The following is a 24,792-nucleotide window of genomic DNA, read 5'->3' on the forward strand; positions in this document are numbered from 1 at the left end:
TTTATGGCAAAAAGTGCAGAAGAAGCAATCAAAAAAGTAAACGGTAAGCATTTATACTTTGAAGATGAAACATACTACTGGGTAGCAAAACAAGAAGGAATAGAAAAAGTTTTAAAGCCTCTACCTCAAGGGCAGGTAGAAGAAAGACTGTTGAATGGAAACTTTCCAAAGAAATACATAAAAGCAATATTTCAGAAAGAAAAAAGAAAAACAAAAGCCCTTGAGGAAACCCTCAAGAGCCAAAAACCGGTAGTTCTGTCAGGAAATGCAGGAATAGGGAAAACATTTGCCTGTATATACAAAATAGCAAAACTGCTTCAGGAATACAAAATCAACTCTCCATTATATGTATCTTTACAAAATTTTGACATAAACGAGATAAGAAAAATATACGAACAAGCCGACTGCTATCTTGTAGACGATTTCAATCCAAACCTGAACGAATGGGAAAGAAAGTTTGCTACAGAAATAATTTACCACGCATACAACACAGACAAGTTGTTATTTGTTACCACAAATGCCAGTTTTAAAGACCTTGCAAATTTTATTTCAGAAGAACCAGTCATCTCAAGATTGCTTGAAATGTGCGAAATCAAACAAATCAAGGATAAAGACCTGAGAGTAAAAAGGAGATAAACCATGAAAAGCAAAGACTTTTATCTCAAAAAGAAATTAGCAGAAAAGGGCAAATCTGATTATACGGAAAAAGAGTTCTTTCTGCTGAAGATGGAATTTATTGACAATCTGTTTATCTACAAAAACAAAGAAAAAGCCTTTGAGTATGCTTTTGAAAAAGTATTTAAAAAAGGAGGTGATTAATTGTGGAAAATCTGATTCTTTCAATGTGTGTCCTGCTGGGTATTTGGCTTCTTTATGAAGAAAGAAAAAGGAGGAGGTAAGCCATGACTTACAAAGAGTTAAAGGTGCAGGTTTCAAAAAACGCTCAGGTCCCTTATGAAACAGCGGACCGTGTTGTAGAGGAAGTATTTCAAACCATTAAGTCTGCCCTGAGAAAAGGAGAGCGGCTGCAAATTCCTATGTTTGGAGTGTTTTATATAAAAACACGGAAACCCCGTAAAGTAAGGACTTATCACGAAAAAACAAAGCAGCTGCCATTTAGGAGAATTCCTGCATTTGCCCCGGCTTTAGCCTTAAAACACGAAATTGAATCAAATACGTTTAAGGAGGATTAACCATGAAAAACATCGTATTAGACTTTGGAATTGTAAGAATGCATTTCTCTGCGAGGTATTACAACCACTGTATCTATCCTCACGACAGGTTTATCAAAATTTCCACAAAAGAAGGTAAAACAGTAATGGTTGTTAATTACACAGGGTTTGAAGTGGACGAGGAGAACTTGATTTTCAAAGTTAAAAAAGAGGAAGTGCCTCAAGCGAGAACACTCCCTACAAAAACACGCACGCTACCTGAAAAAATATCCTAAAAAAAGGAGAAACACAATGCAACTTAACCAGTTCGAAAAGAAGAGAAAGAGAATAGACACCTCGGACACAAATATTGAAGAAGCTCTTATTCAATTGGAGGAACTGCTCAGATATCCAGACAGAATTTTGTTAAAGGTCAGGGACATAGAGGGGCTTATAGGACAGCCCCTTTCTCCTGTAGTGGACAAAAGTATCAAAAATATTGAAAGAAATCTAAATCGCATCAGAGATGAGATTTTAGAAAAGCTGGAGGGAAAATGATGATTCATATTAGTTATGGATGTGACTTTTGCACTTTTTCCACCTGCCAACCAATTTATGTTTCTATCAATGGGAAAGAAGAAATAGCCTGTCCAGATTGTTGGAGAGATCTGAAGAAAGAGTATCGCATAGAAAAAATTTATCAGAAAGATAGAGTGAAAATACGCAAACTTAAAAAGAAAAGGAAGAAAAAATGAGTGAAACATTAGTCATCACAGCAATTTTATTAATGCTTTCACTGCCAGTTTTGTATTTCAAAAATTGAAAGGAGGTAAACAATGGAACAAATAATAAAAATAGAAAGCTTAATCGACTTTTTGCAAACCGTGCAAGACATATCTGGTTTTATAGCTACAATTAGCTTTTTAGCATTAGCTTTGTCATTACTTTTTTTCTCTATCGGCGAAATAAAAAGAAAACCTGTATTAATAGCATTAGTAATATTTGCAATTTCCGTGTCTGTAACTTCGTTATCTAACTATTGGGTAGACAGTAAATATGCAGAACTCTATTCAGTAAAGCTTTCTACAAAAGAATGTAAAAGTTTTAAAAAAGCTTTGATTTCGGGAAAAAGCTCCCTTTTAGAACTTTATTTTTCAAAGTGCGAATAAAAATTATCTATTGGAGGTAAACAATCATGGAAACAAAAACATTAACACCCGCAGTAAAGGGTTCTAATCTGATTCAGCAAAACTACATAACAGAAGAAGGACTTGATATTGTAAACAGACACATATCGTTATTTAAGCAGTTCATACAATCTCAGATGGTAGAAGGCGTAGATTACGGGTACATAACAAACAAAGAAGGAAAACCTATTTCTGACAAACCAACTCTGTTCAAATCTGGAGCAGAAAAACTTGCAATGCTGTTTAGTTTCTCTCCTATGTATGAAGTTGACAAATACGAGGACTGGGACAAAGGTATTTTCAGGTATGAAGTTAAGTGTTCCTTAATTAGCAGAAAAACTGGAGAAGTAATTGCCGAAGGACACGGAATTGCTCACAGCAAAGAAAGGAAATATAGAAGCAACAAAGTAGATCCTTTTGACCTTCCAAATACACTTCTAAAAATGGCAAAAAAAAGAGCATTTGTTGATGCAGTTTTACTTGCAACTGGTGGAAGTTTCTTCTTCACACAGGACTTAGAAGACACTACGGAACCGATACAAACAGATAACAGCAACAACATATCCGAAGCTCAGATAAGAAAAATCTCTGTCCTGGTAAAAGAGCTTGGCTGGAGTGAAGAACAGTTCAAAAATTGGCTTAAAAAAGCTGCAAAAGTAGAAAGCAGAAAAGATTTGACTAAATCACAGGCAAGTAAAATAATTGACTATCTACAAAAGCAATTAGATGAAAAGAAGAAACAAGAGCCAGAAATAGAAGAACCAGAAGTTCAAGAAGTATCAGATGACGATGTTCCATTTTAATTCCCTCCCCCTAACTCCCCCCTTGCCCCTGCAATAGGGGGCTTTTTTATGTCCAACCTGTCCTAACATGTTCCAGTCTTAAATATTATCTTGTTATCAAAACAATTAGCGAGGTAGAAATATGGAACTTAATCTGGAGTATCATGGAGAAAATTATTCTTTCAGATTTTCAAATCCATCAGAAAAAGACCTTAATGCATTTATAGAACTCAATAGAAAAGGAAAAACAGAAAAAGCCTCACAAGTCCTGGTCTTTTCATCTGTTGACCCGAGAGACAGGGCAAAACTGAAAGATGCCCCTCAGATAATAAAAGATAAAGTTGCGGTAATCATAGGTCAGTATTTAGGGCTTACAGAGGAGGAACCATATATCGAAGATGGAAAGCTGTTCATTCCGGTATATGACCCTGATATAGAAATAGAAATGTTTGAACAGTTTTCCCTGAAAAATTTTGATTATGAAAAAGCGAAATCTCTACTTGTGAATGCCCGTGGAATAAAACTTATAGAAAAAATGAAAGAGGTAATATTAGACTCCGTAGAGGAAACACAGAAGATGAAAACACTATTAGAAAACTATCCACTACTGACACTTAGGGTCTTCCCTGTTCTTGTAAAAACCGTTGAAGACGAGGTAAAAGCTCAAATAAAAAAGCCAGAGAGTTCTCCACAGAAATAGAAAATAATGGACTTTTATTTCTGGAAACACTGATAATGAAATATTTCCATAAAAAGCCGTCCTCTTTTGAAGAGCTTACAGAACTTGGAGGAATGGCTCTTTTCCTCTACAAAAAAGAATTTCCACAGGTAGAAGAGTGATATACAAACCTAACTTTAAGCTTATTATCGGAGACAGGGAAGAAACCCAGAACCTTTTAGAATTCGTTGTTGTATTGTCTGCAAAGTTCCACACCCAGCACTGTGAACTGAAAATCTCAAACATAACACCAGGTATAGACGAAAAAATTGAGCTTTATCTTGGATATGAAAAGCTATATCCGGTTTTCAAGGGCTATATTACAGATGTATCAGACAAGCAGGTTAAATATATAAAAGCTAAAGATGAATATGTAAAGCTTCAAAACAAGAAAATAACAGCATCCTTTAACCGAACTACACCCAGAGAAATAATAAATTCCATAATAAAATATCCAAAAGTATTAAGCGAAAAATCTTTTATCCAGAAACACCATTTCCCAATCTGGAATGAATCCATAGACACAGCGTTAAGAAGAATACAAAAAACATGGAACCTTAAAAATTTCGTATGGTTCTTTGACATAGAAGGAAACTTTCATTTTCATGAAGTAAAAAAGCTAAAGGACTATAAAACCCAGATCTCCGACGACGTGATTAAAGTAATACACCCAAGAAAAGATTTCACAGAGGTATCCCTAACAAAACCGACTTTTGATATTTATCCCTTATATTCCATAAAAGTTTTTCAAAAAACATTCCTGGTAGAAAGCGTAATACACAAATATTCAGACAAAAGGCTTAATACTACCCTCAAACTGTCCAACCTGTCCTAACTTTTGCCCTTTTCACATTCTATCTTTTTATCAAAAATCTCTAAAGGTGAGTAATGAGTAAGAACCTGAAGCTTACAGCAAAAACAAACCAGAAATACAAGCTAAAAGAAACAGATGAATATATTGAAATTCCATTTGTGGCACTTTCTGAAAATACCGTATTTAGACCTCTTATTGATTATGAGCCTAAAGATGCAAGCTTTACCCCTGAAGCTATAAAACTTACAGCTGAAAAATTAAAAGGTAAACCTCTCCTGGCTGACCACAGAGAAAGCATAACTCACATTGTAGGTGTTGTTGCTGATGCTGAAGTTGTTAACGGTGAACTGATAGCTTATGTAAGAATCCCTAAAGCAGAGGAAAAAATTGTTGCACTGGCAAAAATGAAACCTTCCCCTATTAGAGAAGTTTCTATCGGTGGCTATATCACAAACTACACCATAGATGAAGCTACAGGAGTAGTAACAATTAATGAATTTGAACCTATTGAGCTTTCTCTTGTTTTACAGGGGGCAGAACCAAATAACAGAAGATTAGACGCAAAAAAATCTAAGGAGGATTTAGATATGCAAGAAGAAATCAAAAAATTACTTGCAAAAAACACAGAGCTTGAGTCCCAGCTCAAGCAAAAAGAAGAGGAGATCCAAAGCCTCAAAGCAAGCCTTGAAGAAAAAGAAAAGGAAGTCCAGAAGCTTCAGGCTGAAAAACTTCAGGCTGAACTATCTGCTTACAAAACTGAAAAATTATCTGAAGTTCCTGAAGAAGTAAGAGAGCTTTTAAAGGCAAGTCTTGAAGTAGCAAAAACAAAAGAAGAAGTTGATAAGCTCACAGCAACATTTAAAGAAAAACTTCCAAAAATGCAGGCTGGCTTAACTATTCCAAATCCAAACGACAACACAAAAACTGAAGACAATCCATTTATTACCTATTAAAAGGAGGATAAAGCATGCTTAGGTATGATAGAGACGACAGAGTTTTAGTTAAAAACACTGGAACTTCTGATATTCCAGCAAATTCTCTTGTGAAAGTTGGAAACTGGGTAGGAGTTGCTTATACAGACATTCCGGCAGGACAAGAAGGAATAATTATGACAAGAGGTGTTTTTGAACTTCCTGTAGCAGACCCATCGGTTGCAATAGCATCAGGGGAGTTGCTTCAGTATGACGGAAACGGTGGTGTAAAACCTTATGATTCTGCTGATACCACAAACCCTAAAATAGGAAAAGCTTTTACAGATAAAGCCGCCGGCGAAAATACCGTGCTAATAACACTTATGCCAGAACTTTACTAAAGGAGGTCAAACAAAAATGGGAGTATTAATTAAAGGTAAAATTCAAGCTGCAGCCATTCTTTCTGACCCGAAACTGAGGGCAAAATTTATTGATGCCGTAGACAGTTATATGAAAGCCGGTCTTTATGGTCCAGATGGTCTTCCTATCCCAAGAGAACAGGGTATAAAACTTCTCCAGCAAAAACTTCAGGCTGCAACACAGATGCCTCCAGAGGCGATGAAACCACCTAAACCTGTGGTGGTTAATATAGATGAAGATGTTGTTCCTGAATATGATGATAGATGGATGAGGATATTTAAAACCGTTGAATCTACATCAGATGCCGAAACTTATGAATCTGGACAACAATCTATATCTTTTGAAGAATTAAAGCCTGGTGGGAGCATCAAATTTACACATGCTGCAACAGGAAAAACAGTTACAGTTAAAAACATCACTTATGCAGCAGGAGTAGGACTCCTCAGAACTTGGTTTGAAGATAACAAATGGTGGAAAATTGAAGATGTTACAAGAAAAGCCAAAGAGCAGGCTGTGGTTGATAAAGCATCTGCCATGTTTGCACTCATAAAAAACACAAACTACGATTCGGTAGCTTATTCTACATCCTGGATAAAAACACTTAACACTGCATGGGCTAAACTTCTAAGAAAACTCAAAAAAGACAGCATAAGAAAACCTATTGTTGTAGCACCTGTTGAAGTGGCAGCAGAACTTATTCAAGCTAAAAAAGACTCCACTGTAGCAGGACAGAGAGGAGAAAGGCTCACATTTGATTTTGACATAATAGACACAGTTCACTACGACCCTGCTGGACCAGTTGACCTTATAATCCCTAAAAAAGACCAGTATTATCAGCACAGACAAAGCCTTCAGGTTGACAGAGATTTTGACATAGGCACACAGGAAATAAAACTTGCATACACAGAAAGATACAACGGTGTAGTTCTTTCTAACAAATACGGAATCAGGATAACACTATAATAGAGGGCTTTGCCCTCTTCTTTGAGGTTTCCTATGGCTATTGATAAAACAGCTCTTGTTCAGAAAGCTTTAATTAGACTTCCATTTGCAGACCAGACAACAGCTGAAAATCTTGCAGATGAATTTTTAAACGAACCCACAGAAAAAATAGCCCTTTATAAACTTGTTATTGAGCTTATAAAAATAGAAATCTCTGTTGTTCAATCAGCTTCCATAGGAGACCTTAAAGTAGAAGGAAATAGCAGGCTGGAAGCTTTAAGAACCCTTCTTGAGGATTATAAAGAAAAGCTAAAAAAAGAAACAGGCTCAACTGTAAAAATAGTTCCCCTTCCTGAAGAGGAACCAAAATGGGATTAAAACCAGACCTATTCAGAAAAATATTTGATGGCTTTCCCTTCCCGAAGGTTTCTATAACTCTGGCAGACAACTCCACTGTAGATGGATATTTCACTTCCAAAATAACTTCTACAAACACAGACGAATTTGGATTTTCTGAAGAATACGACGCAACTGTTTATCTTCCGTTTAATACCAGTATCAAGGCTGGAGATATTATCACCGTTTTAAATCAGCAGTATATAGCCGTAAAACTTGAAGATTATTATGTGGGAACTGAAAAAGTTGCAATAAAAACTTATCTGAAAGTGTATTATGGCTAATATACAAAACATAATCCAGAGAAAAGCAAGAGAAGCAAAGAAAAAACTTTTAAGAAGCGGAAATAAATACGCAAAAGAATATGTAAAACTTCTTGAAGAAGTTCAAAAAGAAATATCTCAAAAGTTGTTAAACCAGGAAGAAACACCATACCAAAACTGGAGACTTCAAAATCTACTAAAAGAAATAGAAAAGGATATCCAGAACATCCTTGAAAAACCTTCAAAAGCTTTAATGAAAAAGATTGCAGAGGAAAGCCTTCAGGAAGTTTCACAAAGCTTAAAAGAAGCTTTTCAAGAAATAGCAGAAAAGGCAAAAGAAGAAGATATATCTCAGATAAAAGAAACATTTAACGAAGTTTTTAAACAATCAGCCAAGGATCTGCAGATAAAAGAAAGCTTTTTCTTGATTCCTAAAGAAGCTGTCCAGTTCCTAACAGCTTATTCGATGGTATTTTCTGATAATCTTTCCAAAGACCTAATTGGCAAAATAAAAAAACAAATATCCCTTGGTATGCTTCAGGGAGAGTCTGTCTATAAAATCGCAAGAAGAATTGCAAAAACTCCTCTTCCTTCAAATGAGGTATTTAGAGATGTTTATGATAGAGCTTTAACAATTGCAAGAACAGAAACGGCAAGAGCTTATACTTATGGTTCTCTACATTATTACAAAAAAATGGGAATAAGCAGAGTTAAATGGCTCTGCGGTAAAACCCCCTGCCCTAAATGTCAGGCACGATGCGGAATTATATACGAGGCTGATGTAGGGGGGGATATACCACTACACCCAAACTGCACATGTGCAATAGCTCCAGCTCAAATAGGTAGAAAGCCAATAGTTTCGGAAAAAGAAATCCAGTTTTCAAAAGAAAAGAAAAGACATATTAAGAATACAAGGAAAGTTTTAAAAAATGTAAGAAAAGGTAAACTACCGGGCTGGTTGGAAGAGGAATTAGAAGAAGAAAAGCTAAAAAAACACGTTAAGAAAATATTTGGAGTTCATTGGGAAAATCTGAGAGAAGATAGGAAAACCTATTACAAAGAAAAATTCTATGATATCTTAAGAGAAACATTACAAAACCCAAGCAGAGTTTTTTATTTTGACGACGCTGGATTAAAAAATACCGGTAAATATTATTTTGTTAAATACAAAACAGGAACTATAGCTATGGTAGATAGAGACACCTTGAAACTTAGAACATTTTTTAAAGTTGATAAAGAAAAAGGTAGCACTAATAAAGAAAGAGTTCTAAATTATATCCAGGAACAGAAAGACTTGCTTAGAAACCACAAGGGGAATAAAATTTTTCTGGAGCTTGGAGATGGCGAAGGTAAAAAATAAAGAAGAAATTAAATATGCTCTTGAAAATATACTTTTATATTTTGATTTCGATGAGTTCATTGGGGTAGATATTTACGACATGGAAAAGGCATTAGAAACAGAAGATCCAGAACTGGTAAGCATGGTTGATGAAATTTTGAAAAAGTTCAAAAATCAAATAACAGAACCGGGAGTTTATGAATCAATATTATTTATCACAGAAAAAAATACACCTTTACTTTATCAAAAACTTAAGAATATCTGAAGGTGTATTTTCAAGATTGACTGGCTCTATTTTAAATTTTCCTTCGTATTCTCTGATAATATAAAGAACTACTGAATCCATAAAATTTTTTATAACAACTTCCGTGTGAACAACTCTTTGTAATTCAAAGTCAGGTAAAAACTGTTCAATATACTTTATCTCTCCTTTTCCATCTATAAATTTAACGCTTACTCTAAATCCTTTTTTTCTAATTATGTTGATTTCTAAAAAATCTTCCAGATGTTTCCGTCCAGTTTTTTCGTAAAAGTTTCTTAGCTGATTGTCAATATAATCCTTTATATACTCTTCATTATAAATATTCATTAACTACCCTCTCTTTCGTAGTTCACTTTTAAATATAAATTAACATATATCCATTGTCCAACCTGTCCTAACAATCCCACCACTTTAGAATTAACCTTTTATCAAAACATTTTCCAAAGGTGAACTATGGGATTTTTTGATATATTCAAAACTCCACTGAGAAAAGTTCCTTCTTTGATAGACTCTTTCTGGAGTAAAGTTGCAGAAGATGATTACTCCCAGCTTGACCCTGAAAAGCTAAAACAGTATTACAGGGAAGAATTTTTTGTAAAAGCTATAACAAATATATCAGCATCGTTTATTTTTGCAGATGGATTTTCTATAAAAAGTGAAGACCCAGAAGCCCAAAAGATCCTTCAAAAAATCTGGAATAACAACTTAGAAGAAGTTCAATCTGCCGGTAGAGATGCTTCACTTTTTGGAAATGCTTACCTGTTTATAGGATATAACAACGGCATTGACATTATGACAATCTTTCCCGGTAAAGTTTCTATAATTCCAAATCCTGCAGACATAAGAGATTACAGGGAAATTTTAATCACACACATAATTAATCAGGACTTGCAGGGTGTTATTCAATCCAAAATAACAACAAGATTAACTCCAGAATATATAGAAACTTACCAGGACGATAAGCTTACTGAAAAACAACCTAACAAAATAAAAGAAATTCCGGTTATTCATATTGCTTATGACAGATTTGCAGGGGAATTATATGGAACCGGAGATATAACAGAAGCTACTATAAAAGCCATTAAGGCTTACAGCGATACAATAGAAGCTGCAAGAAAAAACCTTAAATATCACGGAACACCAACTCCGGTTATCATCACAAGAGACACAGAAACAGCAGAAAAACAGATAAAAAACTGGGATATGAATAAAGCATTACTTCTCCCAGAAGATAGTGAAGCTAAATTCTTAGAAAGTTCCAGACCATTCGGAGAGCTTAAAGACTTCCTTGAAATACTTTTTTACAACATCGTGATACTATCTGAAACTCCAGAGTTCCTTTTAGGAGCTCATACTCCTTCCTCTCTTGCTTCAGTAAAAGAACAAATGCATCCAATAATCAGAAAAACAAAAAGAAGACAGCTTATATGGAAACAGGCTATTCAGGATGCAAACAGAATTATACTCAAGTTATTAGAACTAAACGAAGGATATAAATTCAGTACCTACGAAACAGAAGTAGAATTTCCTGAACCTTACAAAAAAGACCTCAAAGATGTGGTTGACAGTATTTCAAAACTTGTGGCAGCGGGAATAATCAACGAAGAACAAGCAAAAGCAATCATTGATGATTATCTTCCACAGCTTGTAGAAGTAAATAACGAAGATACAGACTATAATCCAGAACAAAATTGGCAAGAGGAAAATGCGTAATGGCAGGAACTTTTGGATTTGATAAATTTCATAAGTTTTTAGACAGGAAAGTTAAAGAATTCAAAGAAAAAGAAAGAAGATTTCTAAAAGAAGCTGCTGCACGGGCAGAAAAATATGCAAAAGAAGAGGTTCCCGTTGATACAGGACATCTAAGAAGAAGTATAAAAGTAGAAATAGGAGATAACTGGTCTGCAGTTGGAACTAATGTGGAATATGCACCTGCACAGGAGAGAGGGGCAATAATAAGACCAGTTAAGGCAAAATTCCTTGCAATTCCTGTAAGTAAAAAAATAAAAAAGCAAACAGAAAAGTATGGTTCTCCAAGGGCTTTTATAGATGCTCTTAAAAAACAAGGATACAGCATTTTTGTTGAAGATGGTGTGATAAAGGCATCAAAAAAGAAAAAAGTTATTTCATTGTTTGCCCTAAGAAAGCAAACAAAAATAGAAGGAAAACACTTCCTTAAAAATGCAAAAATTAAAGTAATTCAAGAAATTCCTGAAATAATCAGAGGGTTATAATGTTTGGAACCGATGATATATTCAGAATTGGAGTTGTTTTTGAAGCTATTGATAAGCTATCCAAACCTTTAAAGCATATAGAAAAAGTTTCTGAAGAAACACAAAAGGCATTAGAAAGTCTTTACGCAAGCTCTAAAAAGCTTGCAAATATTGGTAAAGACCTTGCTATATTAGGAGGAAGTATCACAGCAGCTTTTACCCTACCCGTTGCCTCAGCTATTCAGCTTGAAAAACAGGTTTATGAGTTTAATAAAGTTGTGGGAGCTTCAGAATCCGAACTTTCAAAATACACAGAAGCTTTTATGAAAATGTCTTCTCAAATTCCAATAGCAACAGACGAGATATTTGCATTATCTGCTTCTCTTTCCCAGATGGGAATTCCTAAAGAGCAACTTATAGAATTTACAGAAATGGTATCAAAAGCTGCTTTTGCCTTTGATATGCTTCCAGAAGAAGCAGGAAAAGCATTTGGAGAAATCAAAAATGCATTTGCTATACCAACAATAGAAGCTTTAAGAGATGTTGGTGATACTATTAACTACCTTTCCAATACAATGGGTGCAGCTGCAACAGATATTATTGATATTCTCAGGAGAGTTGGTGCTACAGCAAAAGCATTCGGTATAGAAGCAAAATATGCAGCGGTATTTGGAGCGGTTATTAAAGAAGCAGGTATTTCTGCAGAAGAAACAGCAACTTCTTTCAGAACACTTTTAACCAGAACTCAAGCAATGGATAAGGGATTCTTAAATGTTCTGTCTGCTATTGGAATGACTAAAGATGAATTTATGAAACTAAAGCAACAGAACCCTTCAGAGGCTCTTATTAAAGTCTTAGATGCAGTAAAAAGACTGGACTCAACAAAACAAACACAACTTTTAAAAGAATGGGTCGGTCTTGAACATGTTGGTAAAATACAAATCCTTGTAAATAATCTTGATAGACTGAAAGACAAAATAAAAGAGGTTCAAGGTGGAGCTCAAGCAGGTTCTATGCAGCAAGAATTTGAAGCATTAACAAAATCTACAGCTGCACAGCTCCAGCTACTCTGGAATAACATAAAAAACATAGCATCTTTAATAGGGTCTGTGTTTTTACCACCACTCAATATGATGATACAGGCTTTCAGTGCTATTCTTTCACCAATAGCTACATTCATAAATCACCATAAAACATTAGCTTCTGTCATTCTCTTGCCAATAGGAGCATTTGGAATTTTGACTTTGGCTGTAGGAGCACTTCTTGGAACTATCGGTTTACTTGGAATGGGGATAACAAAAGGGATTTTAAGCTTTATAAATTTAAAGTCTGAAATTATTGAGCTTAGCAGTATTCTGAAAAAAGAATTAATTCCTTCTCTTAATGTCGCTATCGCTAAACTTAATCTATCTTCTGGGGTATCTACATTTTCAAAAACAGCTTTTATGGCATTAACAAACAGTATCAAAACATCAGTAATTGCTTTAAGAAGTTTAACAGTGGCTGCTATTAGCTTTATCTTTACTCCAATAGGTGCGGTTCTAACAGGAATAGCTATAGCAGGTTATCTGGTTTATAAAAACTGGGACAAAGTAAAAGGACTGTTTAAAGCAATCTATAATTTCCTTTACCTTGACAGAATAAAAGCCTTCTGGATGGGGCTAAAAGAAGGCTTCAGTGATATTTCTAATGCCTTGAAACCTTTAAAGGATGCTTTTTCAAATTTAGCTAAAGCACTTGAACCGGTTTTTCAAACAATAGCAAAAGTTTTTGGATTTAAGTACTCTCCAGACAATAATGCCTTTATTGCTTTTGCAAGAATAGGGATATTAGTAGGTAAGGGTCTTGTTACCATTATCTCAATAATTGCTAACCGCATTGCAGAATTTATAAATTTTGTTGCAGCAGCTGTTAGATTTGGTATAAAGATCGTAAACACAATAGTTGATGCATTTGAAAAAGTAAAAAGTTATCTAAAAAATTTCAATCTGTTTGATATCGGAAGAAATATAATAGAAGGACTTTTAGCCGGGATAAAATCTACGGTTTCTAAACCAGTAGAAGCTGTAAAAAACGTTGCCAAAGATATAGTCGGTGGAATCAAAAGCTTTTTAGGAATACAATCACCATCCAAAGTTTTTGCAGAAATAGGCTTATTTACACTTGAAGGACTAAAAATCGGGTTCCTGAAAAAAGAAAAAGAGATCTTTAAACTTTTTTCAGATTTTGCAGTTAATTTAAAAAATCCTTTTAAAGAAAAAAATGAACCGGATATCCCTTCTCCTATGAAAAACGTTAATAAATCTGAAAGCAAATCTGTTACAGTAATAATCAAACAATTGGTTATAAACACACAAGCCAAGAATGCTAAAGAAATAGCCCAAGAAATCCCAAAAGAAATAGAAAAGTTAGATTGGGGAACTCTTGCAGAAAACATTTAATGGGGTGGTAGCTTAATTGGCAAAGCAGTGGACTCCAAATCCAAAGATTGCAGGTTCAAATCCTGTCCACCCTGCCAATTTGTTCCAAAAATCTGGGACACTTTTCCAAAAATTTGGGACACCTAAAAAATATATTTTTTGCATAAACAAGTATTACCAATATCCCGAAATATCCCTATATTTCCCTATATATCCCGAAATTAGTGTCCCAAAAAATCAGGAAATTTCAACTACAATCTCTGTTCCGATTCCTTCTGAAGTGAAAATCTCAAGAAGAACGCAGTGGGGAATTCTACCGTCAAGGATATGGGCTTTTTTGACACCCTGTTGTAAGGCATTTATACAGGCTTTTACCTTTGGAATCATTCCATCTTTTATTGTTCCCTCTTCTATCATCTGATTTATTTTTGCAATATTTATTGAAGAAATTGTCTGGCCGTTTTCGTCTTTTAATCCTTCTATATCTGTCAAAAATATTACCTTTTCTGCCTTCAATGCTCCTGCAATTGCTGCAGCTACAAAATCAGCATTTATGTTATATGCGTTCCCCTGTGCATCAAATCCTATAGGTGCTATAACAGGAATATAGTTATCCTCTTCAAGATGTTTCAAAATCTGGACATCAACAAAATCCACCTCTCCTACATGACCAAGGTCTATTAGCTCTGTAGGCCTGAAATCTCCCATCTGCCTGAAATATTCTTCTGCATCTAATTTTTTGGCTCTTATAAGTCCACCATCTTTTCCTGTGAGACCAACAGCCCTTATATGTCCACCTGCGTATCTATTTATAAGCATCACAATATTTTTGTTAACAAGCCCCCCTAAAACCATTTCAACAACTTCCATTGTTTCTCTGTCAGTAACTCTAAGGCCTCCGACAAACTTTGATTCAAGTCCCATCCTTTTCAGGACTTCGCCTATTTGTGGACCTCCACCGTGAACAATTACAGGGTTTATCCCTATATACTTAAGCATTAATATATCCTGGGCAAAAGCGGCTTTAAGGTCTGCTTTTGCCATTGCATTTCCACCGTATTTTATGACGAATGTTTTTCCTCTAAATTTCGTGATAAATGGCAGGGCTTCCATTAATGTCTCTGCTTTTTCAACAAGCCTTTCCATTTACTCCTCCATAAATTCCTTAAGAAAATCTACAACCTGTTGATTATATGGCATATCCACCCAGTATTGGCCATCTTCATGTTCAATCCTGAGGATTTTTCTACCCTGATTGTTTTTTACATGAAAAAGTGTAAGACCTTTTGAGAAATACCATTCTATATTCTCATAAGGGGCTTTCATGTATAGGGTAAAACCACCTTTTCTTTTTGTTATTTTTTCAAGAAGAACAGGAGTTTTTTGGATAACATCTTCTTCTCTCCATTCTTCTGAAAGAACATCAACTGCAACAGCATTTAGTTTTATATTAAGCTCCTCCATTTTCCTCCTCTTTCATCTTCTGGATTTCTTCAAGTAATTGATCAACCATTTCTTCTTCTGAAACCCTTTTTAAAGGTTGCCCTTTTTTGAAAAGGATTGCTGATTTATTTCCACAGGCAAGTCCGATATCCGCTTCCCTTGCTTCTCCTATTGCGTTTACAACACAGCCCATTATTGCCACTTTTATTGGCAAGTCTTCACCTTCAAGCTTTTCTTCAACTTTTTTGACAACTTCAGATAGATTAACCTCTATTCTTCCACATGTTGGACAGGAAATTATCTCTATTCCTTTTCTTCTAAGACCTAAAGACTGGAGTATCTGATAGGCAACTTTTACTTCTTCAACAGGATCTGCTGTTAGGGAAACTCTAATCGTATCTCCTATTCCCATATAAAGCAAAATTCCCAGTCCTACTGCAGATTTTATAGAACCTTTTCCTGCAGGTCCTGCTTCTGTTATTCCTATATGTAATGGGATATCTGTTTTTTCTGCAAATATCTGATTTGCCTGAATATTCTGGAGAACATCAGAGCCTTTTATTGATACTTTGAAATTGGTAAAACCTACGCTTTCAAAAAATTCTGACCAGTCCAATGCACTTTCTGCAAGTGCTTCTCCTGAAGGGTATCCGTATTTTTCAAGGAGTCTTTCTTCCAGTGAACCTGAATTAACTCCTAATCTTACGGCTATATTTTTCTTTTTGCATTCCTGAAGTATTTCTTTTATTTTGCCTTTATCATTAATATTTCCAGGATTAAGCCTTATTCCATGTATTCCGCTTTCCAGTGCTAAAAATGCAATTCTCGGTGAAAAATGTATATCTGCAATTACCGGAATTGGGCTCCTTTTTACTATTTCCGGAAGTGCCTGTGCATCTTTTTCTGTCGGTGCAGCAACCCTAATTATTTCACAGCCAGCTTCATATAAACGATTTATCTGGTTGAGGGTGGCTTCTATATCATGGGTTTTGGTATCGGTCATTGATTGGACTATAACAGGAGCACCATCACCGATTTTTACATCGCCTACAAATACCGGCCTTGTCTTTCTCCTGTTTATCATCTACGATATGAAACCTCTTTTAAGGGTATTTTTAAAACCATTCCTGGTTTTATTAAACTCCCTCTTATTTTATTGATTTTTTTGATTTTTTCAATGGAAATCCCATACTTTCTGGAAATTCTATAAAGGGTATCTCCTTTCTTAACCTTATGATACCTGTATCTTTTTCTTTTTATATAACTAACTCTTTTTAAGAATAATTTTTTCTGTGCTAAAGTTTTATATGGAATATTAAGATTATATCCTCTTATTGCAACGTTCCTTCTAAAATGCGCATTGTATTTTTTAAGCAGTCTATAATCTATTCTTAGGTTTCTGGCAATATAGCTGAGTGATGCTGTTATCGGTGCTCTCTGGGTTTTTACATAGTATATATTAGTTCTTCTTATCCTAATTCCGTATTTTTCAGGATGTTTTGCAATTAATACAACAGCCAAAAATTTTGGGACATATTTTTGAGTTTGGTCTGGAAGGTCATATTTTATGTCCCAGAAATTTGCAAACGGATTATCCATTCTACTGAGAACACATCCTTCACCACAGTTATAAGCAGCAAGGACTAAATCCCATCTTTTAAAAATTCCATATAAATGTTTTAGATATTTAGCTGCTGCAATGGTTGATTTATATGGGTCTCTTCTTTCATCTACATATCTGTTTATCCTAAGGCCAAATCTTCTACCTGTCGTCCTTACAAACTGCCATATTCCTGCTGCCCCTGAATATGAGGTGGCAAATGGGTCATATCCACTTTCTACAACAGGTAGATATGCTAATTCCTCCGGTAAACCATACTGTTTGAAAATACTTTTTATCATAGGCATATAAAAATTAGCTCTGTTTAATGCTGCTTCTGTCCATGCTCTATTTTTAACACCGTAAAAATATAAATAATCTTCAAGGTCTGAATATTTTGGAACTCTCAACCCCAAATTAATAAATTCTTCGTATAAAATACCTTCGTCTTCTTTGTCTATATGAACAGTTTCATCTGATTTTATAACTACAGGTTCTTTAGGAAGTGAATTTTTTTCAGAATTTTTGATAACTTTTACGCGGGTCTGGTCTTCTTTTTTGATAATCACATAGGTTTTATCTTTTTTGGGAATTATATAAGTTTTTTCTGTATTTACTTTTTTTGTGCTACAGGAAGAAAACAGAATGGCCAGCATTATCCCTGCAAAAAGATAATACCGGCCGATTTTTTTCATACTTTTAATCCTTTATAAGATTTTTATTTCTAAGTGCTATTTCCTTTGCCTCTTCGGAAAAAACACCTGCTACTTTATGCTCTTTTATATTATTTTCGTCATCAATGTAAACCAAGTTTACTTTGAAATCTTTCAGTTCATCGTCTTCTACATCTGCATACGACACGATTATAATAAGGTCTCCAGAGTGTCCCAGTCTTGCAGCTGCACCGTTGAGAATACATTCCCCGCTGTATCTTGCTCCGGGAATAACATAGGTAGAAAATCTGTTCCCATTGTTAATATTGAACACCTCAACTTTTTCAAATGGAACAAGGTTGGCAGCCTCCATTATAGCCTCATCAAGTGTTAAAGAACCTTCATAATGAAGGTCAGCCCCTGTAATTGTAATTCTGTGTATTTTTGATTTTAAAACTGTTCTTCTCATTAAAACTCCCTCTCTACAATAAATCTTGCAAGTTCTTCCAGTTTTTTAAGATATTCGTTCTGTGGAAAAGTTTCAAGCTGTGTAATAGCATTATTTACAAGCTCTTTTGCCTTTTCTATGGTGTTTGTCATACCGCCTTTTTCTTCAACTATGGATTTTACCTTGTTTATGTCCTCTTTAGAAGGATTAAGTTCTCTTATCACTTTTTTGACTAATTCTTTTTCCTCTTCAGTGAGTTTGTCCATTACAGATAAAAGAGGATATGTAATTTTCCCTTCTCTAAGATCGTTACAGACAGGTTTTCCTAATTTCTCCTCAGTTGAGGTGTAATCAAGATAATCATCTATCAACTGAAATGCCAGACCTATATTTAACCCATAGTTATAAGCTCTATCTTTTTGCTCCTGTGGGGCACCACCTAAAGCGGCTCCCACATAACAGCAACTACCGAATAAAACAGCTGTTTTGCCTTCCAGTATTCTAAAATACTCATCAAGAGTAACATCCATATCTCCTATTTTTTTCAATTCTAATAGCTGACCTTCTGCCATTTTCTTAACGCTATCTGATACATTCCTAATCATATCTATATCACCATAAATAGAGAAAAGATAAAGGGCATTTGCATACATATAATCCCCTGTTAGCACTACTGTATCATTTCCAAATACACGATTTGCTGATTTTTTTCCTCTCCTTGTGTCTGCACCGTCTACGACATCATCATGCAGCAATGATGCTGTGTGAAGGTATTCCATAGCAACCGCAAGGGGATAATCTCTTTCTTCATTGTATCCCCTAAATAACTTTGCAAATGTAAGGACTAAAACAGGTCTTAGCCTTTTTCCACCGCTGGAAAGTATGTAATTCCCTATTTTTAATAAAAATTCAACGTTAGAATCCATATACTCTGAAAGGTATTCTTCAATCTTTTCAAGCTCTTTTTTTTCTACCATCTTTTCTCCCTTAAGTGCGCCCGGCAGGATTTGAACCTGCGACCCCCAGCCCCGGAAACCGGTGCTCTATCCTACTGAGCTACGGGCGCTTTTATAAGATTTTTTAATCTTTCCATATTTATTAAATCCCAATCTCCTTCTTTCGGTGTTTCCAGTATAAATGGAAGATTTTTAAAATATTCATCATTTAGAAATAATTCAAATCCTTTTAAACCGATAGAACCTTCTCCAATGTGCTCATGTCTATCTCTACGGGAGTTGAAAGGTGTTTTTGAATCATTACAATGGATTACTTTTACTTTTTCAAGTCCGATTTTCTCTTTTAGTTCTTCTTTATATTCAAAAAACTTTTCTTCCTCATTTATTTTGTATCCAGCCGAGTATAGATGGCAGGTATCAAGACACACACCTGTTTTTATGTTAGGAAAAGGCTCCATAAGTGCTACTATCTCGTCTGTTGTTTTTCCTATTTCTCCTTTCTGGCCAGCAAGAGTTTCAAAGAGAAAGGTGGTGTTTTTCAGCTGCACTTCAGAAAATACTATCTTTAGACTTTCTATTATATTTTGTATAGCTTGTTCTTCAGGTTGCCCTTTTGCCTTACCTGCATGTATCACATAGTAATCTATTCTAAGCTCTTCGCACAGTTTCAACTCATTTATCACACCATTAATAGATTTTTTTCTGAGATTTTCATCTGCAGAAGCAAGGTTAAAAAGATAAGAAGCATGAACAACAACAGGTTGTATACCTGTTTCTTCTCTTTTTTGCAAAAATAAAGTTTTTTCTTCTTCTGTTCTTTCCTTCCAGGCCCATGAACGTGGAGAAGATACAAAAAATTGTATTGTATCTGCTCCTATTTCTTTACCTCTATCAAAAACCAAATCTAAAGATTTTGCAGATGATACATGAGTTCCGATTTTTACCATGTTCTTACCCTAAATACGCCTGTTATATACGGATTTGTTTTTTTCTCAGCGCCTATTGTGGTTGGTTCACCATGTCCCGGATAAACCTTTACATCATCCGGTAATTGTTTCAATTTCTCAAGTGATTTAACCATATCTTCAGGATTTCCACCGGGTAAATCTGTTCTACCTATACTACCTTTGAACAAGGTATCACCTGTAATTATGAACTTGTTCTTTTCATCGTAAAAACATACGCTTCCCGGTGTATGCCCGGGAGTTGCAATTACTTTTAGGGAAAATTTTCCAAAAGAAATAATATTCTCTTCCTTTATGGTTTTGTCAGGTTCAGGGCATTGAACTGCTTCTACCATCTGAGCAAAACCAGGAAAGATATCATTATTGATTAAAAATATATCTTTTTCATTCATTAAAAAAGGAACATTATATTTGGTTTTCAAATATCCTACCTGTCCAACATGGTCTAAATGGCCATGGGTAGCAAGTATATATCTAAGCTTGTATTTTTCAAGCTCTTTTTCTATTCTTTGGCCTTCAGACCCAGGGTCTACAACAACAGCTTCTCCTGTAGATTCATCAGCAATAATTATTGTATTTTCCTCAAGGGGACCAACAGTCAGGATTTTTATCATTCTCTAATTCCCAGATATTTTTTATCAACAAGGGCGGTGGTGTATTTTCCTGAAAGAAAATCCTTATCTTCTAATATTTTAAGATGGAAATCTTTTGTGGTTTTAATACCTTCTACAATAAGCTCTTTTAATGCTCTTTTCCCTCTTACTATGGCTTCTTCTCTGTTCTTACCATAAACAATAATTTTTGCAATTAGAGAGTCGTAATAAGGAGGTATTTTATATCCTTTGTATATATGAGTATCCACCCTTACCCCAAAACCACCTGGAAGGTATAGCTCTTCTATAGTCCCGGGATTTGGAACAAAAGTCTCAGGGTCTTCTGCATTTATTCTAAACTCTATTGCATGGCCTTGCTGCTTTATATCTTCCTGTGTAAAAGAAAGTTTTTTACCATCAGCCACAAGCATCTGCCATGCAACAAGGTCAATCCCAGATGTCATTTCAGAAACAGGGTGTTCAACCTGAATACGACCGTTCATTTCTATAAAATAAAAATTCATATTTTCATCAACTATAAATTCAACGGTTCCGGCACCGGTAAATCCTACATGTTTCGCAAATCGGACAGCAGCTTCACCCATTTTCTTACGAACTTCTGGAGTTATGAATGGTGATGGAGATTCTTCTAAAAGCTTTTGATGCCTTCTCTGAATAGAACATTCCCTGTCACCTATGTAAACAACATTTCCATGTTCATCTGCGAGAATTTGAATTTCTATATGTTTAGGATTCTGAATAAACTTTTCTATATAAACTCTACTATCTCCAAAATTTGCTTCAGCTTCCCTCTGTGCTACAGGTAATAGTCGTGATAACTCTTGCGGTGAATGAACTACCCTCATTCCCCTACCACCACCACCAGCAGCAGCTTTCAGTAAAACTGGATATCCAATCTTATCTGCAACCTCAAGTGCATCTTTTAAAGTGTTTACCGGTGGACTTCCGGGAATTATTGGAACATCTGCCTCCTGCGCTGCTTTTCTGGCTTCTGCTTTATCTCCTGTTAAACGAATAGTTTCTGAACGGGGACCTATAAATTTTATGTTTGCTCTTTCTAATAATGCTGCAAAATTTGGATTTTCAGCAAGAAATCCATATCCCGGATAAACAGCATCTGCATAAGATATCTCTATTGCCGACAAAATAGCCGGAATATTTAGATAACTTTTATCTGAAGGGGCTTTCCCTATACATATCGCATAATCTGCGAGTTTAACATGCATTGAGTCTTTATCAGCCTCAGAATATATTGCTATGCTTTCACCACCTAATTCCCTTATTGCTCTTATTGCTCTAACTGCGATTTCTCCTCTGTTTGCTATCAGGATTCTTTTGATATTGTCCAGTTTTAACAATACTTTTCTCCTACACTATAGCTTTTTCTGTTAAATTTCCTAAATATTATATAATAATTGGCGGATAACACTAAAATTATAAGGATATAAGATGGGAGATGTAGATTTTAAAAGTAGAAGGAAATTAACATTTCTTCGTTTAATGGTATCCCAAGGAATAGTTCCTGCAGAAAAAGTTCGGAATAATCCCAATATAGAAGGAAAAGATTTCACAGATATTTTAACCTATCTTGTTGAAAGTAAAATAGCTGATGAAAAAAAGATAAAGGAATTTTTCGTTAATTTTTTAAATCTAAAGCCTTTTGACCCTAATATGAATATTGATGTAGATGAATCAATAATGTCAAATATTACCTATAATTACATGTTGAAGAAAAAATTCGCTCCTGTTTTTTATGATAAAGATAAAAATCAACTTTCAATTGCAGCATTTAATCCAATAGATAAAGAAATAATTCATTATCTTAAATTTTTAGGAATTAAAAACATTGAGATCCTCGTTGCAACTTATTCAGAGATTCAATCTCTTCTTGAAAATTTCAGTAGAATGGCATCTCCTACAGAAATTCTCGATAATATAGGCCTCGATGCAGATGTAGAAGAAGAATATCAAAGGGAAGAAGAAATAAATGTAAACGAGGCAATAGCTGAAGCAGAAGAAGCACCGATAGTTAAAGCCTCCAGACTTTTTATAGTAAACGCAGTCCGACAGGGTGCATCTGATATTCATATAGAACCCTTTGAAAAAGAATTAAGGGTAAGATATAGGATTGATGGTATTCTCCGAACAGTTCAAAAACTTCCTGCCAGTATAAAAGATGCTTTAGTTGCCAGATACAAAATAATGGCGAATCTGGATATTGCAGAAAAGAGGTTACCCCAAGATGGAAGAATTAGAGTAAAAATAGATAGAAAACCTATTGATTTAAGGGTATCTATCATTCCTACAGTTTATGGTGAAAAAGTAGTTATGCGTATTCAGGATGCCCAATCGTATCTGGGATTAAAATTAGAAGATCTTGGTTTTGAACCGGATGACCTTGAAAAAATCAGAAAAGCTATCTATAGTCCTTGGGGAATGGTCTTAGTTACAGGACCAACAGGGTCAGGTAAAACTACAACTTTATACACTGCATTAATGGAAAGGAATACAGATGATGTAAACATATCAACAGCAGAGGATCCTGTTGAAGTATCTATTCCAGGAATTAATCAGGTTCAAATCAAAGAACATATAGGATTAACTTTTGCAGAAGCTTTAAGATCTTTCCTTAGACAAGACCCGGATATTATACTGGTTGGAGAGATAAGGGACAGAGAAACGGCTGAAATATCAATTAAAGCAGCATTAACAGGTCACCTTGTATTCTCCACATTACACACAAACGATGCTCCATCTTCTATAACAAGATTAATAGATATAGGAGTTGAAAGTTTCCTTGTTGGAACAGCTGTAAATATGATAATTGCCCAGAGGCTTGTCAGAAAATTATGTAATTACTGTAAACAGCCTGCTACATATCCGAAAGAGTTCTGGACAGGATTGGGATTATCTGAAAAAGACGTAGAAGAAGGAACATTTTTTGTTCATAAGCCGGGAGGTTGTGACCGTTGCAATAAAACCGGTTATAAAGGTAGAACTGCTGTTCATGAAATACTGGAAATTGACGATAATATCAGAAAAGCTATTTTATCTGGAGCTAATGCAACACAGCTTAAAGAGCTTGCGATAAAAAATGGAATGAGAACCCTATATCAAAATGCCCTTTTAAAAGTAAAACGAGGAATAACAGATATTGCAGAAGTAGAAAGGGTTTTAGTTAAATAAATTTTTTAAGGAGATATATTATGGAGCAAGAAAAACTTGCATTCACAATTGATGAAATAGCAAGGGTTGCTATAGACAAAGATGCTACCGATATACACATAACAGCGGGAGCACCTCCAACTATCAGGATAGATGGAAAAATAACTTATCTATCTGAATATCCTGTTATGTACCCAAAAGATACCCAAAAATTTATTTACTCTATTATGAATGAAAAGCAAAGGCGGACATTTGAAGAAAAGAATGAGGTTGACTTTTCCATCGGAATTAAAGGGGTTGGTAGATTTAGGGTAAACGTTTATAGACAAAGGGGTAGTGTTGCTGCTGCTTTAAGAAGAATACCTTATGAAATAAAGCCTATGGAAGAGTTAGGACTTATTCCCTCTGTAAAAGGTTTATGTCATAAAAGTATGGGATTAGTGCTTGTTACAGGGCCAACAGGATCAGGTAAAACTACAACCCTTGCCTCAATGATAGATTATATAAATACAAATTATCCTTATCACATAATTACAATTGAAGATCCAATAGAATATCTATTCCCACATAAAAAATCACTTGTTGCACAAAGGGAAGTCGGTAATGATACTTCCAGCTTTGCCATAGCACTGAAATATGCTTTAAGGGAAGACCCAGACGTTATTCTGGTTGGTGAAATGAGGGACTTAGAAACAATCAGAGCTGCACTTACAGCCGCTGAAACAGGTCACCTTGTATTTGCAACATTACACACAAATACAGCAATTCAAACAATAAACCGTATCATCAACGTTTTCCCTGAAAATGAACAGGAACAGATTAGAACAGAGTTAAGTTTTGTTTTACAGGGTGTAATATCACAAAGGATTCTACCAAGAATCGGAGGTGGGAGAGTCCTTATACATGAAGTTTTAATACCAACAACAGGTATAAGAAACCTTATTAGAGAAAATAAAATTCACCAAATATATGGGCTTATGCAGTCTGGACAAGTTGGAACAGGTATGCAAACAATGAACCAGTCAATTTTACGGGCGATCAAAGAAGGACTAATTACAGAAGAAGATGGAATGAAAGTATCTCCTGAGCCACAAGAACTCGAAAGATTATTAAAAACTCTGAAGTAGAGG

At 35.1% G+C, this 24,792-nt stretch carries 32 protein-coding genes and 2 tRNA genes; 23 read left to right on the forward strand and 11 right to left on the reverse strand.

Annotated features, from left to right (window positions below; all coding sequences use genetic code 11):
- Window positions 1-3 precede the first annotated feature (3 nt).
- From MVE07_RS08240 to MVE07_RS08320, 17 genes are all read left to right on the forward strand, one after another.
- On the forward strand, window positions 4-636 hold the full coding sequence (locus tag MVE07_RS08240; RefSeq protein WP_297456203.1) for an ATP-binding protein: 633 nt from the start codon (window positions 4-6) through the stop codon (window positions 634-636).
- A gap of 3 nt (window positions 637-639) precedes the next feature.
- On the forward strand, window positions 640-819 hold the full coding sequence (locus tag MVE07_RS08245) for a hypothetical protein (protein ID WP_297456205.1): 180 nt from the start codon (window positions 640-642) through the stop codon (window positions 817-819).
- Between the two features lie 83 nt (window positions 820-902).
- The gene (locus tag MVE07_RS08250) at window positions 903-1,193 is read left to right on the forward strand and encodes an HU family DNA-binding protein (protein WP_297456207.1); all 291 of its coding nucleotides are present in this window, start codon (window positions 903-905) and stop codon (window positions 1,191-1,193) included.
- 2 nt (window positions 1,194-1,195) lie between these two features.
- Window positions 1,196-1,447, forward strand: a complete 252-nt coding sequence (locus MVE07_RS08255) for a hypothetical protein (protein ID WP_297456209.1) — start codon at window positions 1,196-1,198, stop codon at window positions 1,445-1,447.
- A 16-nt stretch (window positions 1,448-1,463) separates the two neighbouring features.
- Complete coding sequence (locus MVE07_RS08260) at window positions 1,464-1,709, forward strand: hypothetical protein (protein WP_297456211.1); 246 nt, start codon at window positions 1,464-1,466, stop codon at window positions 1,707-1,709.
- The gene (locus MVE07_RS08265) at window positions 1,706-1,906 is read left to right on the forward strand and encodes a hypothetical protein (protein ID WP_297456213.1); all 201 of its coding nucleotides are present in this window, start codon (window positions 1,706-1,708) and stop codon (window positions 1,904-1,906) included. Before MVE07_RS08260 ends, MVE07_RS08265 begins: the two co-directional genes overlap by 4 nt.
- An 81-nt stretch (window positions 1,907-1,987) precedes the next feature.
- Complete coding sequence (locus MVE07_RS08270) at window positions 1,988-2,320, forward strand: hypothetical protein (protein ID WP_297456215.1); 333 nt, start codon at window positions 1,988-1,990, stop codon at window positions 2,318-2,320.
- A 26-nt stretch (window positions 2,321-2,346) separates the two neighbouring features.
- Window positions 2,347-3,141 carry a hypothetical protein gene (locus MVE07_RS08275; RefSeq protein WP_297456217.1) on the forward strand — a complete coding sequence of 265 codons (795 nt, stop codon included), beginning with the start codon at window positions 2,347-2,349 and terminating at the stop codon, window positions 3,139-3,141.
- Window positions 3,142-3,262: 121 nt separating this feature from the next.
- Window positions 3,263-3,820, forward strand: coding sequence for a hypothetical protein (locus MVE07_RS08280; protein WP_297456219.1), 558 nt, complete (start codon window positions 3,263-3,265; stop codon window positions 3,818-3,820).
- 136 nt (window positions 3,821-3,956) lie between these two features.
- A complete protein-coding gene (locus MVE07_RS08285; protein WP_297456221.1) occupies window positions 3,957-4,673 on the forward strand; it encodes a hypothetical protein in 717 nt (238 codons plus the stop codon).
- A gap of 53 nt (window positions 4,674-4,726) precedes the next feature.
- Window positions 4,727-5,605 (forward strand): hypothetical protein, encoded by an 879-nt coding sequence (locus MVE07_RS08290; protein WP_297456223.1) that lies wholly within the window; start codon window positions 4,727-4,729, stop codon window positions 5,603-5,605.
- Between the two features lie 14 nt (window positions 5,606-5,619).
- Window positions 5,620-5,964, forward strand: a complete 345-nt coding sequence (locus MVE07_RS08295) for a DUF2190 family protein (protein WP_297456225.1) — start codon at window positions 5,620-5,622, stop codon at window positions 5,962-5,964.
- A gap of 16 nt (window positions 5,965-5,980) precedes the next feature.
- On the forward strand, window positions 5,981-6,946 hold the full coding sequence (locus MVE07_RS08300) for a hypothetical protein (protein ID WP_297456227.1): 966 nt from the start codon (window positions 5,981-5,983) through the stop codon (window positions 6,944-6,946).
- A gap of 33 nt (window positions 6,947-6,979) precedes the next feature.
- On the forward strand, window positions 6,980-7,303 hold the full coding sequence (locus MVE07_RS08305; RefSeq protein WP_297456229.1) for a hypothetical protein: 324 nt from the start codon (window positions 6,980-6,982) through the stop codon (window positions 7,301-7,303).
- Window positions 7,294-7,605, forward strand: coding sequence for a hypothetical protein (locus tag MVE07_RS08310; RefSeq protein WP_297456232.1), 312 nt, complete (start codon window positions 7,294-7,296; stop codon window positions 7,603-7,605). The genes MVE07_RS08305 and MVE07_RS08310 overlap by 10 nt, the downstream gene beginning before the upstream one ends.
- A complete protein-coding gene (locus MVE07_RS08315) occupies window positions 7,598-8,944 on the forward strand; it encodes a hypothetical protein (RefSeq protein WP_297456234.1) in 1,347 nt (448 codons plus the stop codon). The genes MVE07_RS08310 and MVE07_RS08315 overlap by 8 nt, the downstream gene beginning before the upstream one ends.
- Window positions 8,925-9,188, forward strand: coding sequence for a hypothetical protein (locus tag MVE07_RS08320; RefSeq protein ID WP_297456236.1), 264 nt, complete (start codon window positions 8,925-8,927; stop codon window positions 9,186-9,188). Before MVE07_RS08315 ends, MVE07_RS08320 begins: the two co-directional genes overlap by 20 nt.
- Here the strand turns inward: MVE07_RS08320 and MVE07_RS08325 are convergent.
- Window positions 9,159-9,512, reverse strand: a complete 354-nt coding sequence (locus tag MVE07_RS08325) for a hypothetical protein (RefSeq protein WP_297456238.1) — start codon at window positions 9,510-9,512, stop codon at window positions 9,159-9,161. The two genes, MVE07_RS08320 and MVE07_RS08325, sit on opposite strands and share 30 nt — an antisense overlap.
- Before the next feature lie 126 nt (window positions 9,513-9,638).
- Here MVE07_RS08325 and MVE07_RS08330 point away from each other — a divergent pair, with 126 nt between their 5' ends.
- The 4 genes from MVE07_RS08330 (at window position 9,639) to MVE07_RS08345 (ending at window position 13,916) form a co-directional block, all read left to right on the forward strand.
- Complete coding sequence (locus MVE07_RS08330) at window positions 9,639-10,898, forward strand: phage portal protein (protein WP_297456240.1); 1,260 nt, start codon at window positions 9,639-9,641, stop codon at window positions 10,896-10,898.
- Window positions 10,898-11,419, forward strand: coding sequence for an HK97 gp10 family phage protein (locus tag MVE07_RS08335; RefSeq protein WP_297456242.1), 522 nt, complete (start codon window positions 10,898-10,900; stop codon window positions 11,417-11,419). Before MVE07_RS08330 ends, MVE07_RS08335 begins: the two co-directional genes overlap by 1 nt.
- Complete coding sequence (locus MVE07_RS08340) at window positions 11,419-13,839, forward strand: phage tail tape measure protein (RefSeq protein WP_297456244.1); 2,421 nt, start codon at window positions 11,419-11,421, stop codon at window positions 13,837-13,839. The genes MVE07_RS08335 and MVE07_RS08340 overlap by 1 nt, the downstream gene beginning before the upstream one ends.
- 1 nt (window position 13,840) lies before the next feature.
- Window positions 13,841-13,916: transfer RNA gene (locus tag MVE07_RS08345), tRNA-Trp, on the forward strand.
- Between the two features lie 139 nt (window positions 13,917-14,055).
- Here MVE07_RS08345 and argB read toward each other — a convergent pair.
- The 10 genes from argB to accC all read right to left on the reverse strand — a co-directional run bounded on the left by argB (window position 14,056) and on the right by accC (window position 21,855).
- Entirely contained in the window at window positions 14,056-14,964 is a 909-nt protein-coding gene (gene argB, locus MVE07_RS08350) for an acetylglutamate kinase (RefSeq protein ID WP_297456246.1), read from the reverse strand.
- Window positions 14,965-15,282, reverse strand: coding sequence for a hypothetical protein (locus tag MVE07_RS08355; RefSeq protein WP_297456248.1), 318 nt, complete (start codon window positions 15,280-15,282; stop codon window positions 14,965-14,967).
- Window positions 15,269-16,345 (reverse strand): flavodoxin-dependent (E)-4-hydroxy-3-methylbut-2-enyl-diphosphate synthase, encoded by a 1,077-nt coding sequence (ispG, locus tag MVE07_RS08360; protein ID WP_297456250.1) that lies wholly within the window; start codon window positions 16,343-16,345, stop codon window positions 15,269-15,271. The genes MVE07_RS08355 and ispG overlap by 14 nt, the downstream gene beginning before the upstream one ends.
- Complete coding sequence (locus MVE07_RS08365) at window positions 16,342-17,556, reverse strand: lytic transglycosylase domain-containing protein (protein ID WP_297456252.1); 1,215 nt, start codon at window positions 17,554-17,556, stop codon at window positions 16,342-16,344. Before MVE07_RS08365 ends, ispG begins: the two co-directional genes overlap by 4 nt.
- 4 nt (window positions 17,557-17,560) lie before the next feature.
- Window positions 17,561-17,983 (reverse strand): aspartate 1-decarboxylase, encoded by a 423-nt coding sequence (panD, locus tag MVE07_RS08370; protein WP_297456254.1) that lies wholly within the window; start codon window positions 17,981-17,983, stop codon window positions 17,561-17,563.
- Window positions 17,983-18,939 (reverse strand): polyprenyl synthetase family protein, encoded by a 957-nt coding sequence (locus MVE07_RS08375; protein WP_297456256.1) that lies wholly within the window; start codon window positions 18,937-18,939, stop codon window positions 17,983-17,985. Before MVE07_RS08375 ends, panD begins: the two co-directional genes overlap by 1 nt.
- Window positions 18,940-18,954: 15 nt before the next feature.
- A tRNA-Arg gene (locus tag MVE07_RS08380) sits at window positions 18,955-19,028 on the reverse strand.
- Window positions 19,011-19,865 (reverse strand): deoxyribonuclease IV, encoded by an 855-nt coding sequence (locus MVE07_RS08385; RefSeq protein WP_297456258.1) that lies wholly within the window; start codon window positions 19,863-19,865, stop codon window positions 19,011-19,013. The genes MVE07_RS08380 and MVE07_RS08385 overlap by 18 nt, the downstream gene beginning before the upstream one ends.
- On the reverse strand, window positions 19,859-20,497 hold the full coding sequence (locus tag MVE07_RS08390) for an MBL fold metallo-hydrolase (RefSeq protein ID WP_297456260.1): 639 nt from the start codon (window positions 20,495-20,497) through the stop codon (window positions 19,859-19,861). The genes MVE07_RS08385 and MVE07_RS08390 overlap by 7 nt, the downstream gene beginning before the upstream one ends.
- Window positions 20,494-21,855: an acetyl-CoA carboxylase biotin carboxylase subunit gene (gene accC / locus MVE07_RS08395; RefSeq protein ID WP_297456262.1), complete on the reverse strand. Its 1,362-nt coding sequence runs from the start codon at window positions 21,853-21,855 to the stop codon at window positions 20,494-20,496. Before accC ends, MVE07_RS08390 begins: the two co-directional genes overlap by 4 nt.
- 91 nt (window positions 21,856-21,946) lie before the next feature.
- Between accC and MVE07_RS08400 the strand changes: the two genes are divergently transcribed.
- Entirely contained in the window at window positions 21,947-23,683 is a 1,737-nt protein-coding gene (locus MVE07_RS08400; protein ID WP_297456264.1) for an ATPase, T2SS/T4P/T4SS family, read from the forward strand.
- Window positions 23,684-23,703: 20 nt separating this feature from the next.
- Window positions 23,704-24,789 (forward strand): type IV pilus twitching motility protein PilT, encoded by a 1,086-nt coding sequence (locus MVE07_RS08405; protein WP_297456266.1) that lies wholly within the window; start codon window positions 23,704-23,706, stop codon window positions 24,787-24,789.
- Window positions 24,790-24,792 lie beyond the last annotated feature (3 nt).

Origin of the sequence: Persephonella sp., assembly GCF_027023985.1 — a bacterium.
In the GTDB taxonomy this organism is placed as follows: domain Bacteria; phylum Aquificota; class Aquificia; order Aquificales; family Hydrogenothermaceae; genus Persephonella_A.